Below are 17599 nucleotides of genomic sequence, written 5' to 3' on the forward strand. Positions count from 1 at the left end.
GACTACATCACATTCACCAAATTTGTCAGTAAATTCGCTCTTATCCTTGTGGTGTTTCAGTTTTCAAGAATCGGATCGAAATGCTTTGAGATCCTAAACTAATTCGCACCATGATACACTTAGGCCATATATTCTTGCTCAGTAGATTGAAGAGAGAAAATTGCCACAAAAGCTGCGTACTTTCCTCACTGTCTGTTTTTGGTAGTGCTAAAGAGGAAAGGATGAGAACATGAAATCATTGTTGTCATTTGATTAAGTGTGCTGATGTTTACTGCTCTGCCTGCCTGTCCCAGTTGTCAGTCTGAAGATGTGGTCAAAAACGATCGAACTCGACATCAAAAGCAAAATTACAAGCGCCGAGACTGTGGGCGGCAATTCGTCAAAAATCCACAGTGGCGGATGATTAGCGAGGAAACTAAAGGTATCATTGACCGATTGCTGCTGGAAAAACTGTCACTAGCTGGCATTGCCCCTGCCTTACAAATTTCCGAACTGTGGGTACAACAATACGTCAACCAGAAATACCAGCAAGTGACTCAGAAGGTGCAGGTGCGCGACATGCGCCGAAACGCCGTCTAACAGTGCAGATGGATGAGTTATGGTCGTTTGTGGACGGGCGGGGACAAGCAGTGGGTGTGGCTAGCAATGGACGCAGACACTCGTGAGAAGACTTGCAGATCGAATGCACTAGCACGAAGGGCGATCGCTTGACCGATGCTACCTGCACCAATACCACCATTCAGCCTCAACTGCCAAATGTCGTTATTATTGCAACTGGTGGCACGATCGCAGGTACGGGGGCGACTAGCACGACAACAGTAGGATATACTGCCGCTAAGGTAGGAATCGATTCACTGCTGAACGCCGTTCCTGAAATCAAGAAAGTAGCCAATGTCAAAGGCGAACAACTATTTCAAATTGCCAGTCAACATATCACTAACGACCATTGGCTTAAACTAGCTAAGCGAGTCAATCAACTTTTAGCATCAAATGATGTCGATGGAATTGTCATTACTCACGGCACTGACACGCTAGAAGAAACAGCCTATTTTCTCAATTTGGTTGTGAAAAGCGATAAGCCAGTAGTATTAGTTGGTTCGATGCGTCCCTCGACTGCAATTAGTGCCGATGGTCCTTTAAATTTATACAATGCAGTAGTTGTGGCAGGTAGTAAGCAAGCGAAAGGCAAGGGAGTATTAGTATGCTTAAATGACGAGATTAGTAGCGCCAGAGATGTGAGCAAGACAAGTACCATGCTGATAGAAACTTTTCAAACTCCAGATCTAGGCTACTTAGGATATATTCAAGCAGGCGTACCCCACTTCTACAGACAAGCAACCCGCAAGCACACAACGGCAAGTGAATTTGATGTTTCTCGTCTCAATTCGTTACCGCGAGTTGAGATCCTTTATGGTTATGCCAACAACAGCCGTGTCATGCTAGATGCTGCCGTTGCAGCTGGTGCAAAAGGCTTAGTTCATGCGGGGACGGGAAACGGTAGCCTATTTAGTGAAATTGAACAAGGACTGATAGACGCACAAAAAAAGGGGGTGGAGATCGTCAGAAGTTCTCGTACTGGTAGTGGGATCGTAGCGCGGAACGGTGAAGTCAATGATGATAAATTAAATTTTGTCGTAGCCGATAATTTGAATCCACAAAAAGCTCGCGTCCTGTTAATGCTAGCTTTGACGAAAACAAACGATCCGAAAACAATTCAGCAGGCATTCTATGAATACTAGGAATATTAAAAATGGTCTACGAACAAAGATTTTTCACCAACAAGCTCCAAGTGGTACAGATGTTTGAATAAACTCATCCCTGCAAGGCACAGTGCAGAGTCAGCTTGGGATAGGATGGCTATTTGGTTTTCAGGGGAAGTCAAGGAAGGGTTTACCGTTGACGAGTGGGAAAGTTTTAGTGAGGAAGTTAAACGCGACGAGTAGCGATCGCCATCCACTCTTAAAGAAAACTGTAGCGGCATCTCAAATTTACCGTTCGGCAGCGGATAAAGGAAAGTAAAATTAGAAACAAGGCTGTTACCCGTAGAGTTAGCTATGCTTGACTTTCCGCTTTTGGCACAAAAGTCTTCTGATATCGCTTTCAGTATCAGTATCAACGGAGTTGTCGCTTTAATAGCAGGGATACTGATTCTTTTTCTCCCGCGACTACTCAATTACATTGTGGCAGTGTATCTAATTGTTATCGGGCTAGTGGAAATCTTCAATTTACGTACTTAGACAATGGGGTCAGCCGTTTGGGAGTGCATAGGGAGCGATCGCTCCCTATGCACTCCCAAAGCGATCGCGATCGTGCTGTTGGTCAAAATCGACGATTGGACCCTTCGGCACAATTCGATTGGGATTAATCTCGGTCATACTCATGTAATAGGCACATTTGATATAGTCCTGATTGCACGTCACTTTGAATTGGGGACGCTGATATAGGTCTAGTAGATAATTCCAAAGGTTCGGATAGTCGATAATTCGCCGCAAATTGCACTTAAAGTGACCGTAATACACCGAGTCGAAGCGATAAAGCGTTGCAAATAGACAAATATCAGCTTCCGTGAGGCGATCGCCACATAAATAACGCTGCTTGCCCAGAACAGTTTCCCATCGATCTAAACTCTCGAACAGTTGGGTCACGGCTTCTTCGTAGGCTGCTTGCGAAGTTGCAAAACCAGCGCGATAAACACCAGCATTAATTGGTAGATAAATTGCATCGATAGTTTCATCGATCTGCTGTTGTAAGTCGCGTGGGTATAAGTCGATTTTCTGCGTTGCCAATGCAGCAAACTCTACGTCAAACATCCGCACGATCTCGCGAGATTCGTTGTTGACAATGGTTTGAGATTGCTTATCCCACAAAACGGGAACAGTGACTCGCCCTGTGTAATTGGGATCGGCTTTGAGATAAATCTCTTGCAAATATTGAGCGTGATTCACCGAGTCAGGAATGGCTCCTGGCGCATCACTAAACATCCAGCCTTTATCGCTCATAATTGGATCGACAATAGAGACAGAGATGACATCATTCAACCCTTTGAGTTGGAGCATGATTAAGGTGCGGTGCGCCCACGGACACGCCAAGGAAACGTAGAGGTGATAGCGTAGAGCTTCTGCCTTAAACCCGCTCTTTCCACCTGCACTCACGCGCTCTCGAAACGTTGTTGGAATCTCATGGAACTCACCGCTTTGATTTTGCTCGTTCTCATCAGTTATCCATTTACCTGCAACCATTATTCCCGTCATAATTCCCTCCTAAATGTGTTGGTGCAATTCTGCCTCTGCTGCTTTATTTGAATTGATAAAAGTGTTATTAGAGTAGTCTTAAGTTGTCGTTTTTCTTGAGTGATACTGTTAAGTGCGCTTGCAGCAGTCTAGAGTATTAGAGCAATCGTAAATAATAAGGGGTGCAGTATCGGATTGCACCCCAGTTTAAACATAAAGTTTTATATTTAGAATTGAACCGTTATTAGATAACTCCATCACTCACACGCCCGATTCCAGAAAATCTATTCTGAACTGACAAATTTAGCAAAGGACAGCACCATGCTGCTACTCGGTTCTTGTTTGTCATTGTGGAGCGGTACATTTCAGCGTCAACAGCCCACACACCTATCCCTACAGGCTCATAGTTGTCATTCAGCACCAAAACTACCGTTTTACCTTCTGGTGTCTTACCTTTTTGTAATTTCACAGCGGCTGCCACTTCGTTTTGCTATTCGTTTTATATAAGTGATAGCTACGATGTGTAAGATAAGTTTTATAAACTTACACAAAATAAAAAAACAGAGTCTTATCCCTGTTGTTGTTGTTGTTGTGTATATATTATTTAGGAGGGTTTATAAGAAACCGTGACGGCTTGCTGTTGTGTCATGCTCAGCCAGGTCAGGGCAACAATAAAGGCAGCTTCTAAAGTAGCGGCAATGATTAAACCATAACCCGCGATCGCCAACCAATGACGGCGCGTTAGGATCGGCTCTTTTGCCCGCCGAGGTGGATGCTGCATCAAGGCAGTTCCGCCTTCTCCGACACCAAGCGCCAGCGCGGGAAAGGCATCATTCACAACATTGATATATAAAATCTGAAGTGGCAGCAGTGGTAAGGGTGCGTTCAATAGCGAGGCGACGGTGACGGCAATAATCTCACCGACATTGTCAGAGAGCAGATAGACTGTAAACTTACGAATATTGTTAAAAATCGCTCGTCCCTGTTCGACCGCCGCCACAATGGACGAAAATGCATCATCCTGAAGCACCATATCAGCCGCCTCTTTTGCGACTTGCATTCCCCGTTGCCCCATTGCTACACCAATATCAGCCTTTCGCGTAGTAAACAACCAGAATTTTCATTATTCCTCCCAAATCGATGATTTAAATTTTTCTGTACTAACGATACAGCCAACTCAACTTGCTTACTGAGTTAGGCTTTCCAAAGGTAGAGATTGCACTAAGCTCAAAGTTAAAGGCATTTGACTGATAAACCGAGCGTAATCAGCACTCAGATAGGGACGGTATTGCTGCGAACCTGCTACGTAAGTCTCAAAAAAAGCCACGCTCCAAGCCCCCAGATAGCGACGAGCCAAGGACGGATCTGGACCGATGACTGATTCGGGAATGGGTAAGGGTTCGCTACCTGGATCGGATTTATCGGCAGCGGAAAAATGGGTTCCACCTGCGAGTAAAAGGAGATATTTATTCTGAGCAGTCAGCCATGTAAAGGGCAAAATTTGCTCTGGTAAAGCTGGTGCAACTTTATCGTCGCTACTGCTGGCAATTGTCACGGGGATTTTTATTTGACTTAAACCAGCTTTACCAAAAAGGGCGCTGGCAATAGGATTAATCGCGATCGCCGCCTTAATTCTTTTGTCTCGCAAATTATACTGGGTGCGCGGTAGTTCCAGCGTCCGACACTGGAGCAGTAAAGACAAATTAAAAGTCTCGCCCAAATTCTCACAGTCTTGTTGTAATTGGTTGAAATTCAACTTAGCACCTGCTAAAGCTAAGGCTGTATAACCACCATAGGAATGCCCGACAACTCCGACTTGTTGTAAATTGAGGGCAAAAGATGAATCGGTGCGATCGAGTTGTGCCAAAACATCGAGCAAATACGATACATCCAGCGGACGATTGATAAACTCCCTTGGAGGCGTAACGGCAGTAGCGCGACCATTCAGGAGCGATCGCAATTGTTCGGCATTGCTATTTGGATGTTCGGGAACGGCAACGGCAAAACCATAACTAGCTAACTGCTGAGCGAGATATCCAAAGCTGTTGCGGTCTGAACCTAAACCGTGAGAGATGACTATGACAGGGGTGAGGAGTGAGGAGTGAGGGGTGAGGGAAGGAGGCGAGAGGTAAGAGTTTGGTAAATAAAGATCGGCAATAAAGGCGCGATCGCGGCTGCTGTCGTAAAGTTCTAAGGTGCGTTTCGTCCAAGTAAATCTTCCTCGTTGGCGCAAGTCTGGTAGCTGGGAGAAATTGGCAGGCTGTTGGGCGATCGCAGCGGCAGCTGATTGTCTCTGCACTAGGGCGATCGCTTCGTTTGTGCGATTGATGACAGCTTGCAATTCTTCTACAATTTCTAAACTTTGCCCCAGATCGACTCGAATTCCATTCGTGGGAAACTGACGCAAGACATCAAGTAAGGTAAAGCCTTGGCGATTTTCTGCTGCTGCTAAGATCAGAGCCGAGCGAATGGCGTAAAATCCTGGAAGTGTTGCTTCAGTCCGAATCAGTTGTCCCAGTCGTTGTAATAAAGTTTCGCCAATTGAGGAGTAAAGAAATTGAGAGATTGCTACCGGACTCAGATCGACTGGTGTAGTCAGTATACCTCGCAGTCGCTCCAGCTGTGCGGGGGTGAGTCTGCGGGCGTAATCGATCAGTCCGCCTTCAATTTCGCCTGTTTTGGCAAACTTTGCCAAATCTTCGATCGCCACCGAACTTTCAAAAGCACCGTATGTCGCGTAAATGCGATCGGCTGCGACTGCGGTTTGAAGCCCCGTTGCTGGAAATAATAATAAGGATGCAATGCTCGCGGATTTGAGCAGTTTTGAGGTGAAAAGTTTTTGCAACACGGTTATGACGTAAACTAAAATCTGGTTTCGTACTCCACCAGCAGCCGACTCTCACCGCTCAAATTGGTAGAGGCACGTACCAAGATTTGGTCGTTGAGGCGATAAATTAGGTTGTAACGCAAGGGATCGTCAGCAGCAAATACCCGCGAGAGGGAGAGAGAAAAATCGTTCGTGATGTCAAACACTGCCTCTGCTGCTAAACCAAGGACAGAAACGTTTTCTTCTGGTTCGGTGACGATCGTAGGAAACAAGCGTAATTCATCGATACCTAAAGCCTCGCCAATCTCGGTAATATTGTCTTGGAAGTTGGACAGTAAGGTAGATCCTGCAATTGTGGCAAGCCCTAGAGCAGGATCTCCTCTACCCAAGGTATTGATAAAGGAACCGCCTAACAGTGCGACGATCTCTGCTTCGCTGCGATTCGGTTCGCTAGTTAGCTCTAAGTTATCCGCCAATTCACTAGCGGGTCCCTCTACTGCTGCTTGCACGCGCACGGTGCGGAAAGTGCCGAAGCTTGTAGCGGGAACGTCACGGATCTCGCCAGAAAAAGGTGAAGTGGGAACCCGCCCAATACCACCAGTTGTCTCTGGTACAGTTGCGACTAGGGTGACATCAAGGATGGGATCTAGTCCTCCCTTGGGCGTGAAGCGAGCCGTCTGTTCTTCGCCCCGTGCTAGGGTGAACTGAGTCGTAAATAAGTTGACTTGTCCGCCTGTCAGACGCACCACTCCTTGGGGACGAGGGTTGGTTAAAGTGCCATTAATCGCCAGGTCGCCTTCTGCCTCAAAGCTAAGTAAAGGCTGGCGGACGATCCGCACGTCGTTGTCGAGAATTAACTGCAAATTGGTAAATTCAATCGGAGATTCCTCTGTGGTGTTACGATTTGTCGCTGTACTACTTGTAGCCGTACTACCTGCGGGTGTGACTGCTGCGGTAGTAGGAGTATCTTCAGTTCCTCCCAAAGAGACTTGACCGTTCGCCAATCGAATCTTACCCCCAAGATCGGGAGATAGGGCTGTTCCGGTAATAACGACGTTGCCGCTGACTCCGCCCTCATAGCGTCCCTCGATATCTACATTGAGATCGTTTAGGGATACTGTGAGGGGATTTGTCGCTGGTTGTCCCTGTTGAGTGGCAAAAATCGGGAGAGTTCCCTCAGCAGTCACTTTACCTGAATTGTACTGTCCTGTAACACCAGGAACGACAATGCGATCGCCATTAAACTCCACCGTCCCCGTTACATCCATCAGCGGTTCGGGCAAAGCTTGAGCCTTCAAAGTGGCATTCTTGACGACAGCTTCCCCCGTCACCACAGGTCGATCTAAAGTTCCTTGCACTTCGACATTGACTTGTCCCTGACCTTTTACCCAAGCAACTTGCTCGGTGAATAAATTCAATAACGCCAAACCTTCATCTTGTACGTTTGCTCGGATGCTAAGAAGGTTACTATCGGGCTGGACGGAGGCAAACGGTAACGCTACGGGAATACTGCCTGTAATTTCGACTGGTTGAGTCCCTGTTATCAATACATCGCTGGCAAAACTCAACCGCGCCTCATTATAATCAAAGCTTAGCCCAGCTACCTGAATCGGTTGTTGATTCAAACTTCCTTCCACCAGCGATACCTCACCGATCGCTTGGGGGTTTTCTAAACTACCTGCTAAGGTGACGAGGGCATTCAACTGTCCGGTGACATCAAATGGTAATGCTTGTGGTAAGCGGTCTAGAAAAGGCTGTAAAGTTGCTACAGGTAGGCTGACGACGCGCAATTGTCCAGAAAGTTCCTCTCCTAGTTGTCCGGTAAAGGCAATAAGTCCGTCACCGAGATCGAGTCGCAAGGGTAGCAGCGTCAAAACGCCATTTTCAAAAGTTCCTCTGGCGATCGCTTCATCGACTGTATAAGTCCCCCATTGCCAATCTTGTCCGAGTAGTTCAAAGTCAACGTCAAACGATGGCTGTAAACCAGGTGCTAATGCTCCTGTTACGGCAATTTCGCCGCTAATCGTACCGTTTAAAGCTGAAATTGGTGGTAATTTGGCTGAAGCTCTTTCTTGTTGTTGCTGTTGTGCGATTAACGCTCTAATTTCCGAAAATAGTTGCAGTTGAGCAAGTAAGGATTGTTTTGGTAAACCCACAGATACGGTTGGTAATGCCTCTGCTCCAGGGAGATCTTCGGGTAACAAGCCACCTGCTAAGTCTTCAAAACCGAAGATACTCAGTGCTTGCAACACATTTTCAATTCTGGCAGAGTCAAAGTCGAGCTGAAATTGAAATTGTCTGTCGTCCTCAGCTTGTAAATCTCCACTTAAGGAGATGCGGCTTTCACCTTGTTGCAACTCGCCTTGGGTCAAAGAGAAAGCCCCTGCATCATAACGAAAGCGGGCTTGAATTCGGTCGGCTGAAAACCTGCCTGCTCTCGGTCGCGCAATTGCTAAATCTCCTACTACAGTAGACTCGGTTATATTCTCGGCTAAGTCAACAACTAACTTGCCCGATACTTCCCCCCCAATCGCGCCAATTTGCTTGAGGCGATCGCCCCCAATTACGCTTCGCAGCACCGCTACGGGAAAGTCTTGGACGTTGACAACTAAGTTTTCGCCTTGGGTTGTACCTCTAGCTACCGCTTGGTTTCGCCGCACGAAAAATGAAACGGGGCGATTATTCTCATCTAAAGTAAAGGCAATTCTATCTTGTTTACCGCTGACTTGCAGTTGAGTCTGCTGTTCTGCCTGATAATTTAATTTGCCAGTCAATACTGGATCGAAGGCTAAACCGTTGACTCTCAAGTTTTGCAAACCCAGATTTCCAACTGCATTGGGAGCATCAGGAGTGCCTGTAACTTTTCCGGTAAAATCTGCTTGCCCTGCTAGCATTACGTTACCAGGAATCTCCAAACCGAAGTCTTGCAAGTCGTAATCTCGCGCTCGCACGTCCAAGTTGAACCCAGCAATTTCTGGCGCTGCTCGTTCTGGTAAGCGCACGTCAACAGTTCCACTAGCATTCAGTCCTGGTGCAGTTGCTTTTTGAACGATAATTCGCTCTCCATTCCACCTAACTTGAGCTGTCAGGGGTTGCTCGATAACGGCTAAACCTTCAGAAAAGCGCACTTGTCCTTGGGCTTGAATCTCGGCTAGATCGAACGAATTTCCGGTCACGCGCACTTTATTGGCACTAAATTCTCCCCGCAACTCAGGAGAAAAGGATTTAAGTTGCACTCCACTGGCATTTACGACCGCTTGGAATTGACGATTTCTATTAATTTGACCGTTTGCTGTCACCGTACCACCTGCAACCTGGAAAACTGCATCTCGGATTAGCGTATTTCCCTCGTTGGTAACGATGACTTCTGCCGTACCAGGATAAGTAGCTTCAGGTGCTTGCAATTGAGCGACAGTACGAATATTACCAGGAGAGCCAGAAATTTTTGCCGTTCCTGCGACATCGCCAATTTGAATTGGGGGTGTAGTGCCGTAAAGCTTGGCTATAGCATTCCCTGGTACGTTTTGCCCCTGAAAATTAAATGCAACTTGGGGTTGAGTTCCTAGCTGAATTTGACCCTTACCTGTAATTTTGCCCCCCACCGTGGGAGTTGCCTGAATATTGGTAAATGTAATTTCTGGTGTTGCTCCACCTGTTGTTAACCGAAAGCGACCGCTAATATCTTTAAATGGAATGCGATCGATCTGTGCTGTTTTAATCGTGCTGACAGTGCCGCTCAGAATGGGTTTGTCGATCGCACCCTGTAACTGAAGATCTGCTCTGACGGTTCCCTTTGTTGGAAAGGGAGATTCAACATCTAGCGCGTCTAAAACATTATTGACACTAGCTGCTTTCACCCGACCTGATAAGTTATAACCTTTGAGAGTATTGAGCGACCCGCCGAGCTGAACCGGAATTTTGCCATAGCGCGTTGTCACATTTTGCAGGGCGATCGTCCGATCCGGTTGAAATAACAGTTTTCCTTGGATATTAGTAAATAGATTCGGTACGTTTTCAATCTTGGCAGTGACGTTACTCAAGCTAGCCGTCCCTGCGATCGCGGGTTGTTGTCCTTCAGGTTGCAACTGCACTCTTAAGTCACCATCTACCCGACCTGCTTGTAGGTTGATGGGCAGATCGATTAACCGACTAATCTCGCTGGCAAGTAAATTCTCTGCCTCGATATTGAGAGTCGTCTGTTGCAATGCCGCAGGGCGCGTTTCTCCAGCGATCGCTAGTTTGCCTCCTGTTTTCGGTTGACCAGTCAGCTCGAACTGAATGCGTTGATTTTGGTCTAAAAAGCGGGCAACTCCACTCACATCTGCGATTGCGACTGCACCTGATGGTCTATCTGGGGCTGGATTTGGTACTAAGACAATATCGGCATCTCGTACCCGAATTGTCTCTAACTCAGTTTGAATGAAACCAGCACCGCCTTCGGGAATTTTAATTTGGGTTGAAACCCACTGTCCGTTTTTCGCCTGTTCGACATATACATCCGGTTGAACCAACGTCACATCTAATTCCAGTCTGCGGTTGAATAGGAGCGGCAAAGGATCGAACTGGACTTCTACTGCTTCTGCTACTAATCGGTCGGGATCGGTAGAAGTTGCTGGCAGGGATGCCGAACTAAATCGCAAGCTGTTGAGCGAAAACCTTTCTACTGACCCTATATCTACAGGTCTTCCCAGGATCTGCTCTAAATTCCTTTCAACTAGCGGTACTAACCTTCGGTTGACAAAGATCCAACCCCACGACACGCCTCCTGCAATTGCTACGAGTAGAAATGCTCCGACAGCAATACTGCTGCGGCTCAATATCAACAGCCACAAACGCCGACGAGAATTTGCTTCTGGTGGACGACGGGGGGAGTTTGTCATCTTTATATCTGAATGGGACTGGAGCGAAACATTATGCTGTATGAGTTTGGTAACTTATTGCCCCACGACTTGAGTTGTCTGAGCAACAATTGCAGGCTGTTTCTGGACGTACACTTCATACTCCTTAGCCGGACCCAAGTTAAATTCCCGCTCTAAATCTCTTGTCGTCAACTTACGGACATTTCCCGTGACTTGGACGCGGCTACCTTCGGTAATATTCTTGGCTGGCTTGGCACTGACAATCAGTATGTCATCGTCCCCAAGCACTTCGTTGTTGTCAACCATGAAAGCAGTTGGGCTAATCACTCTCTCGACATCGCCTTCAACGGCGACTGTGCGACCCAAGAACGGGACTGGGTTTTTGGTAATTTTCTCTAAATTAGGATTGAGAGCAACTTGGGTAGCCACAATGACGGGTTGTTCTCTAATTTCTGCTTCCAAACCTGGGTCTAGATCGAAGCCGTACTCTTTTTCTACGTCAACTATAGTTAAATCTCGAACTGTACCCGTCACCTGTGTCAGAGTCCCTTCGACAATTGGAACTTTATTAGCATTGACAACCAATACTTCTTGACCGTTGACAAACTCATCGCTTTGAATCGTAAAAGCCTGCTGGCTGACTTGCCTTTGAATGTCACCACTGATAGTTACAGTCTTGCCAATGAGATTAGAATTCGATCGATCGGCGACTTCGCTTGTAGTAGTACCAGCTTCGCGACCTGCTGAGTCGGAGTCAGTACCAGTACAAGCAGGAAGCACTAAAGCAAACAGTGCTAGGGCGATCGCTCCTTGAGTTTTTCCGAAAACTTGGGTGAGTTTACGTGGGCGATGAGAAGTTGTGTTGCTAAATCTGCTTATCATGAAAATCTCTTATACTTTGATGAAAACCAATATTTTGACGATAAGCCCCAATAGTGGAAAACTAGTGGAGAACTCAAAAACACTAACTTCAAACTCGCCGAAACAGATTAGCTCCTGCATATCTCCAAGCAATTTGCGCTGGATCTTTGCTTTTCGACCATTCCACAAACTCCTTACCATCGGTTTCGTGTTGCGCGATCGCCGTCTGGTCAACTCCTAGTCGCTCAGCCAATTGCTTTCTGTCCAATAAATCGCCTTGGCTGTTCGTGTTGCTAGATTGGTTTAGGCGATCGCTGAAATTTTGCTGTTGTAGTTGCGACTGACTTTTCAAATCGCTAACTTCACCGCTTAAGTCCTCCACCATTGTCGTGAGAGTTTTATCCGTGGGAGTTTGATAAGAATGCAATCCAAAGTAGTCTTCTAAGATGACATTTACAGCATCAGCAATCGAGTTTAAACTCTGCTGCTCTTTAAACTGCTCTACACGTTGATAAAGTTGTGGGGGAATATAACTGACAATTTCAGTTTCAGTTGACATTATCTCAATTTCCTATTCAATGAAGGTAGTAATACACAATGAGAAAGGATAAAAACTAGCAATCAATATTATTTTTTTCAGTCAATTCAGTTACAACGTTTGCGCGATCGCTCATTAATTTTTCCCACTCGCAACGGTTTTCTTGAAGAAGATGATAAATCCTCTGTTGAGCAATCTCTTTCATATCTAACCACTGTTGGGAGGATAGAGCAGTTGTGGAGTAGTTGGATGAGGGTTGAGTATCGTCAATCAAAACCGTGTAGCGATCGCGAATTTGTCTGAAAATATCTGCAATCAGCTTTTGCTGTAATTCAGGAATGACAAAAAAATTTTGATAGAAACGATAGGGTTCTGTAGCTAAAACATCTTCAATGACTTCGGCGATCGCTGGCAATGTCAGATAAATTAGTTGTTTAGACATTGGATGGCTTTCCTGAATGATGGGGAGTCGCGAACAAGTATTGTGTTTTGCAATTTGAAGTTGGCTGAGCGATCGAACTAAAGTTATAGTCAAAATTGAAACTCAATTGCTCATTGTTACTATCGTTGAAAAGTCAAAACTTACAGTCTTTAGTACAAAAGATCGCGTATGTTTTTGTACTAAAGTATTTTTACTTTGCATAGAGTTTTAGGTTTCCATACAGGAAATCCAGTTTGGTTGTCTACCTCTAAAGCTAGGGTATAAAAGTGGAAAACTTGGGTAGAAAGAAGATTGAATCAGCGATCGGTGACCAGTGACCAGTTAAGAGTTGTCATTTGTCATATAGATCGCATTGCAATTTCGCGCTCTTTAACTGCTTCAGCACGGGCAGACAGGCAAAAACAACAGGAGAAGCTGAACTTGAAACGCTCCCAACTACAGCGTTATAGCATTGCTATCCTCAGCACCGTCGTAGCAATGCTACTCACAGAATGGTTGTGGTGGCAGCTTCAACCAACTATCTACCCATTTTTTCTTTCTGCTGTAGCGATGTCGGGCTGGATGCAATGTTACGCTCTGTCCAACGGCAAGCTCAACGCGATCGCGCACTTTTGCAGCAATAGAAAGCTTGAATTAAAGCACGATACAGGATACGCGATCGCCAATTTGATTAGATAAAATTTACAAAAAAGCGTATCTCTACAGAAATATTACATGAGGGAGCCGAGAAAGAGATTGTGGAGTCAAATTCATCATCCGGTGTTAGTTCGCTTTCTACTATTATTTGCTTCTGGTTGGGCTTTAGTCCAGCTAATATCTTACTTTGAAACTATTATCTTTATTTTTGCTTTTGCGGCAATTTTAGCTTTTGTACTCAGCTATCCTGTTCGTTGGCTCAGTCGTTTCTTGCCACGCATTCTAGCTTTTATTAGAGGACAGTTTCTATTAGTTTTGTTTTTGTCATTTTCTAGTTTTGTAGTTTTTTAGTTTTACAAGTTCCATTTTCATTAATTTTGTCACTCATGCTCGGCTTTGTCAATCTTATCCCTGAAATTGGAGCAATATTAGGAATTACTATAGTTTTTTTAATCGTTTTATCTCAAAGCGTTTGGCTAGCCTTAAAAGTTTTAGGAGTTTGTTTTGTGCTTCAGCAGATTCAAGATAACTTAATTGCTCCTAAAGTCATGCAAGATGCAGTCAATATTAATCCTGTAGTCACTTTTTTGGCTATACTTGTCGGTGCTAGAGTTGCGGGAATAGTAGGTGTTTTTCTGGCAATTCCCATAACTGGTGTCATTGTTAGCTTTTTTGAAATTGAAGAAATGCAAGCAGAACAAGAAATGTCAACTAGAGTGGATAGACTTAAGAGGCATTAATTAAATGAATTAACCATTTAATATTCAAACTTTAACCAAATTTTAACTCTGATTCTCCTAAAAGAGGATTGACTGTGTATTAGCAATGTTGCAGGGAAACGACATTTTTCAGCAATACTATTTCATAAGAAATAGCTCTATTGATACTTGATTCAAATTGTATATTTTTTCAAAATGTTACTGTCGTCACAAAGCTTTTGACAGTTGAATTACTATCTTCTAGCTAAAGATAATAATTCAAATTAGTTAAATAAGGTTGACTGCTCTCCTTTTCTAATAGACTTGTTGCAAGCTTCATTTTTGAGTCATGTTTTGGCAAGAATTTCAGGGGTTCGATCGCTAGATGTATGCTGCTGCGATCGCCCAATCCAAACTACTAGCGGATCTAGAATCGCTCAAAAGAGCTGACACCACTCAGTTTTCCCGTTACAGATCCCGAACCAGTCAAACGTAGACGTGACTTTTCTGCAAAACAAAAAGGACATTTTATGCTGACTAAACTTTCTGCGATCCGACGAACCTTTGTTCTACCCTTAATTGCTATCTCTCTGGGGACTGCTGCTTGTCAACCGCCGAACACTGCTGAAAACACACCTGGAGCTAATCCCGCTACCTCTCCAGCCGCAGATACCGCAGCAGGTGAAAATGTCACCTTAACTGGTGCTGGAGCAACTTTTCCGGCTCCGTTTTACCAACGGTGTTTTGCCGAGTACAACCAAAAAAATCCAAATGTACGAGTTAGCTATCAACCTGTGGGTAGCGGAGCTGGTGTAGAGCAATTTACTCAAGGAACTGTGGACTTTGGCGCTAGCGACGTAGCAATTACAGAGGAACAAAGGAAAAAGATCGAACGGGGGGCGCTGACGATCCCCTTGAGTGCGGGGGCAATTGTCCTGGCATACAACTTACCTGGTGTAGAAAAGCCCATCCGATTGCCACGGGAAATTTATCCAGCAATTTTTACGGGTGAAATTAAGAATTGGAATAACCCCCAAATTGCCGAAGCTAATCCTGGCGTAAATTTGCCTGACTTACCGATTACAGTCGTCCATCGCTCTGATGGTAGCGGGACTACAGCCGTTTTCACCGAACACTTGAGTGAAATTAGCCCGCAGTGGAAAGGTAAAGTCGGGGCGGGTAAAACTGTAAGTTGGCCCGTCGGTATTGGAGCAAAAGGAAACCAAGGTGTAACGGCTCAGATTCAGCAAACCAAAGGAGCAATTGGCTATGTGGAATACGGCTATGCTTCGCAGAATAAGCTACCTGTAGCTGTTTTAGAAAATAATTCCGGCAATTTTGTCGAACCGACACCAGAAACATCTGCTAATGCCTTGGAATCGATCGAACTACCTGAGAACTTGGTTTCTTTTGCTAGAGATCCTCAAGGAGAACAATCTTATCCAATTGTGACTTACACCTGGCTGCTAGTTTACGACCAATATCAAGACCAACAAAAAGCCCAAACCATAGAAAACGTGGTGAACTATGCATTGAATGAGTGTCAAAAATTCAGTGCAGAGCTAGGCTATATCCCTTTACCGGAAGGAGTTGTCAAAAAAGTCACGCCAACTGTAGAGCAGATTGGTAGTTAAAGTTAGTTTTGAAGGGCGAAAATATCGCCCTTATTTTTTGATTTTTAACTTTTGACTTTTGAATTTTTCTGACGATCTATTTACCTTTTGCTTAACCAAAGCGACCGCTGACGTACTCTTTAGTAGAAGATTGCTGAGGACTCTCAAAAATTGCTTCAGTTCTGTCGTACTCTACAAGATAACCAAAGCGTTTCCCGTTATCTCCTGCTTCGGCATTAAAGAAAGCAGTGTAATCTGAGACTCGTGCTGCTTGTTGCATATTGTGAGTCACGATGACAATCGTGTACTCCTGCTTCAGTTCGTGAATTAGTTCTTCTATGCGCTGGGTAGATATCGGGTCGAGAGCGGAAGCAGGTTCATCCATTAAGACGACTTCTGGCTTAAGCGCGATCGCCCGTGCAATACACAAACGCTGTTGTTGTCCGCCAGAGAGCGACAAGCCACTGCTTTTGAGTTTATCTTTGACTTCATTCCACAAACCCGATCGCTGGAGCGATCGCTCGACTAATTCATCCATATCGCCCTTGAAACCAACTACCCTAGCACCATAGGCAATATTTTCATAAATTGACTTCGGGAAAGGATTCGGTTTTTGAAATACCATACCGATCCGCCGCCGCACTGCAACTGGATCGATTTTGGCTGCATAAAGGTCTTTACCACGGTAAATCACTTTACCTTCTACCCGACAGCCATCAATGAGTTCATTGAGCCGATTGAAGCAGCGAATTAGCGTACTTTTACCACAACCAGAGGGTCCGATAAAGGCAGTAACGCTATTTTTCAAAATGTCCATCGAAACTTCTTGCACTGCTAAAGTGTCGCCGTAGTACACGTTCACTCTTTCTGTCCGTAATACCATATCGCGTGGATCGGCTGGCACTGGTTGAGCCAAGCGATCGTCGGTCTGATTTCTAGAGTACATAACAATTGTTGGGAGGATGGTAAGTTGTACGAGTCAGCTTTTTAGTAAGTCGATCTACTTGCTACCCAGCGAGCGAGAATACTGGCAAGCAAAATCAAAAGCACCAGGATTAGGGAAGCTGCCCAGGCGATTTCTTGCTGATTCTGATAAGGTACGGCAGCAAAGTTATAGATCAAAACAGAGAGGGTTGGGACAGGCTCCCAAATACCTCTAGGCCAGTATTGAGAGAACAACGCTGTAAAAATCAGTGGTGCAGTTTCTCCCGCCGCACGGGCGATCGCCAAGGTCACTCCAGTAGCGATCGCCCCCATCGCCGCAGGTAATACTACTGTCAACACGGTTTGAAAGTTAGAAGCTCCCACCCCAACTGATGCCCAGCGTATCTCTTGCGGTACGAGCTGCAAAGACTCATCAGCAGTCCGTACTACAATTGGCAACATGAGAATGGCTAGGGCAAATCCCCCCGCCACAGCAGAGTAAGTATTGGTCGTCAGAACGATAACGCCATAAGCAAAAATACCAACGATGATGGAAGGAACTCCACTAAGAACATTAGTAGCAAAACGAATCCACCTAGCTATTCTACCAGAGCTAAATTCTGATAAATAAACTGCGGCTAGCACGCCAAAGGGAATGCTGATTGCAGTAGCAATTCCAACCACAATCAGCGTTCCCACAATTGCCGGAGCGATACCTCCGCCTGGTTGTAGTGCTACGGGGATCGAGCCTGTAAATAATTCAAAGTTAAGTCGATTTGCGCCTTTAACAATGACAAAGCCAATTACCAAAAACAGCGGTAGCAGGGCAACTCCTAGTAGTAAAAATGCTAATACTGTCAGCGCCAATCCGATCGCCGTTCGAGGAGTAGTGTAGGAATGCTCCATTTTCGGAGTTGGAAATTCTTCGGCATAGCGATCCTCAATATTATTAGTTGCCATAAGCTTCATCT

16 protein-coding genes and 1 pseudogene are annotated in these 17599 nt (G+C 45.3%); 7 read left to right on the forward strand and 10 right to left on the reverse strand.

The features are described from left to right. The first annotated feature begins 264 nt into the window (after window positions 1-264). The 4 genes from QH73_RS29350 (at window position 265) to QH73_RS22385 (ending at window position 2237) form a co-directional block, all read left to right on the forward strand. A complete protein-coding gene (locus QH73_RS29350) occupies window positions 265-579 on the forward strand; it encodes an IS1/IS1595 family N-terminal zinc-binding domain-containing protein (protein WP_039714385.1) in 315 nt (104 codons plus the stop codon). A 92-nt stretch (window positions 580-671) separates the two neighbouring features. Then, window positions 672-1739 carry a type II asparaginase gene (locus QH73_RS22375; RefSeq protein ID WP_132867474.1) on the forward strand — a complete coding sequence of 356 codons (1068 nt, stop codon included), beginning with the start codon at window positions 672-674 and terminating at the stop codon, window positions 1737-1739. A gap of 91 nt (window positions 1740-1830) precedes the next feature. Then, window positions 1831-2019 carry a hypothetical protein gene (locus QH73_RS22380; RefSeq protein WP_132867475.1) on the forward strand — a complete coding sequence of 63 codons (189 nt, stop codon included), beginning with the start codon at window positions 1831-1833 and terminating at the stop codon, window positions 2017-2019. Between the two features lie 35 nt (window positions 2020-2054). Further along, window positions 2055-2237 carry a DUF3096 domain-containing protein gene (locus QH73_RS22385; protein WP_039714384.1) on the forward strand — a complete coding sequence of 61 codons (183 nt, stop codon included), beginning with the start codon at window positions 2055-2057 and terminating at the stop codon, window positions 2235-2237. 45 nt (window positions 2238-2282) lie between these two features. Here QH73_RS22385 and QH73_RS22390 read toward each other — a convergent pair whose 3' ends face one another. The 8 genes from QH73_RS22390 to QH73_RS22425 form a co-directional block, all read right to left on the reverse strand. Then, a complete protein-coding gene (locus tag QH73_RS22390; RefSeq protein WP_039714383.1) occupies window positions 2283-3254 on the reverse strand; it encodes a glutathione S-transferase family protein in 972 nt (323 codons plus the stop codon). 220 nt (window positions 3255-3474) lie between these two features. Beyond that, a complete protein-coding gene (locus QH73_RS22395; RefSeq protein WP_132867476.1) occupies window positions 3475-3711 on the reverse strand; it encodes a hypothetical protein in 237 nt (78 codons plus the stop codon). 123 nt (window positions 3712-3834) lie between these two features. Next, window positions 3835-4341, reverse strand: coding sequence for a cation transporting ATPase C-terminal domain-containing protein (locus tag QH73_RS22400; RefSeq protein WP_236147133.1), 507 nt, complete (start codon window positions 4339-4341; stop codon window positions 3835-3837). A gap of 75 nt (window positions 4342-4416) precedes the next feature. Further along, window positions 4417-6078, reverse strand: coding sequence for an alpha/beta hydrolase (locus QH73_RS22405; protein ID WP_039714381.1), 1662 nt, complete (start codon window positions 6076-6078; stop codon window positions 4417-4419). Window positions 6079-6092: 14 nt separating this feature from the next. Then, a complete protein-coding gene (locus QH73_RS22410) occupies window positions 6093-10937 on the reverse strand; it encodes a translocation/assembly module TamB domain-containing protein (RefSeq protein WP_039714380.1) in 4845 nt (1614 codons plus the stop codon). A gap of 54 nt (window positions 10938-10991) precedes the next feature. Next, entirely contained in the window at window positions 10992-11798 is an 807-nt protein-coding gene (locus tag QH73_RS22415) for a hypothetical protein (protein ID WP_039714379.1), read from the reverse strand. Between the two features lie 88 nt (window positions 11799-11886). Continuing rightward, on the reverse strand, window positions 11887-12336 hold the full coding sequence (locus QH73_RS22420; protein WP_039714378.1) for a hypothetical protein: 450 nt from the start codon (window positions 12334-12336) through the stop codon (window positions 11887-11889). 55 nt (window positions 12337-12391) lie between these two features. Continuing rightward, the gene (locus QH73_RS22425) at window positions 12392-12757 is read right to left on the reverse strand and encodes a hypothetical protein (protein ID WP_052289892.1); all 366 of its coding nucleotides are present in this window, start codon (window positions 12755-12757) and stop codon (window positions 12392-12394) included. A gap of 306 nt (window positions 12758-13063) precedes the next feature. Between QH73_RS22425 and QH73_RS22430 the strand changes: the two genes are divergently transcribed. The 3 genes and pseudogenes from QH73_RS22430 to pstS all read left to right on the forward strand — a co-directional run bounded on the left by QH73_RS22430 (window position 13064) and on the right by pstS (window position 15725). Then, the gene (locus tag QH73_RS22430; protein ID WP_132867478.1) at window positions 13064-13435 is read left to right on the forward strand and encodes a hypothetical protein; all 372 of its coding nucleotides are present in this window, start codon (window positions 13064-13066) and stop codon (window positions 13433-13435) included. Between the two features lie 36 nt (window positions 13436-13471). Then, window positions 13472-14133: pseudogene (locus QH73_RS22435) on the forward strand (AI-2E family transporter). Window positions 14134-14621: 488 nt separating this feature from the next. Next, window positions 14622-15725: a phosphate ABC transporter substrate-binding protein PstS gene (gene pstS / locus QH73_RS22440; protein ID WP_039714376.1), complete on the forward strand. Its 1104-nt coding sequence runs from the start codon at window positions 14622-14624 to the stop codon at window positions 15723-15725. Between the two features lie 91 nt (window positions 15726-15816). On the opposite strand, the gene pstB is transcribed toward pstS, so the two are convergent. Both pstB and pstA read right to left on the reverse strand, forming a co-directional pair. Further along, window positions 15817-16650, reverse strand: coding sequence for a phosphate ABC transporter ATP-binding protein PstB (gene pstB, locus QH73_RS22445; RefSeq protein ID WP_052289889.1), 834 nt, complete (start codon window positions 16648-16650; stop codon window positions 15817-15819). 41 nt (window positions 16651-16691) lie between these two features. Then, complete coding sequence (gene pstA, locus QH73_RS22450) at window positions 16692-17588, reverse strand: phosphate ABC transporter permease PstA (protein ID WP_039714375.1); 897 nt, start codon at window positions 17586-17588, stop codon at window positions 16692-16694. Window positions 17589-17599: the final 11 nt, after the last annotated feature.

Source organism: Scytonema millei VB511283, from assembly GCF_000817735.3.
Classification (GTDB): Bacteria; Cyanobacteriota; Cyanobacteriia; order Cyanobacteriales; family Chroococcidiopsidaceae; genus Chroococcidiopsis; species Chroococcidiopsis millei_B.

What these genes read in the sequence shown, in the direction of transcription:
- pstA (WP_039714375.1), bottom strand. Translation starts at nt 17,588, where the DNA reads ATGGCAACTAATAATATTGAGGATCGCTATGCCGAAGAATTTCCAACT.
- QH73_RS22415 (WP_039714379.1), bottom strand. Translation starts at nt 11,798, where the DNA reads ATGATAAGCAGATTTAGCAACACAACTTCTCATCGCCCACGTAAACTC.
- QH73_RS22385 (WP_039714384.1), top strand. Translation starts at nt 2,055, where the DNA reads ATGCTTGACTTTCCGCTTTTGGCACAAAAGTCTTCTGATATCGCTTTC.
- QH73_RS22420 (WP_039714378.1), bottom strand. Translation starts at nt 12,336, where the DNA reads ATGTCAACTGAAACTGAAATTGTCAGTTATATTCCCCCACAACTTTAT.
- QH73_RS22425 (WP_052289892.1), bottom strand. Translation starts at nt 12,757, where the DNA reads ATGTCTAAACAACTAATTTATCTGACATTGCCAGCGATCGCCGAAGTC.
- pstB (WP_052289889.1), bottom strand. Translation starts at nt 16,650, where the DNA reads ATGTACTCTAGAAATCAGACCGACGATCGCTTGGCTCAACCAGTGCCA.
- pstS (WP_039714376.1), top strand. Translation starts at nt 14,622, where the DNA reads ATGCTGACTAAACTTTCTGCGATCCGACGAACCTTTGTTCTACCCTTA.
- QH73_RS29350 (WP_039714385.1), top strand. Translation starts at nt 265, where the DNA reads ATGTTTACTGCTCTGCCTGCCTGTCCCAGTTGTCAGTCTGAAGATGTG.
- QH73_RS22410 (WP_039714380.1), bottom strand. Translation starts at nt 10,937, where the DNA reads ATGACAAACTCCCCCCGTCGTCCACCAGAAGCAAATTCTCGTCGGCGT.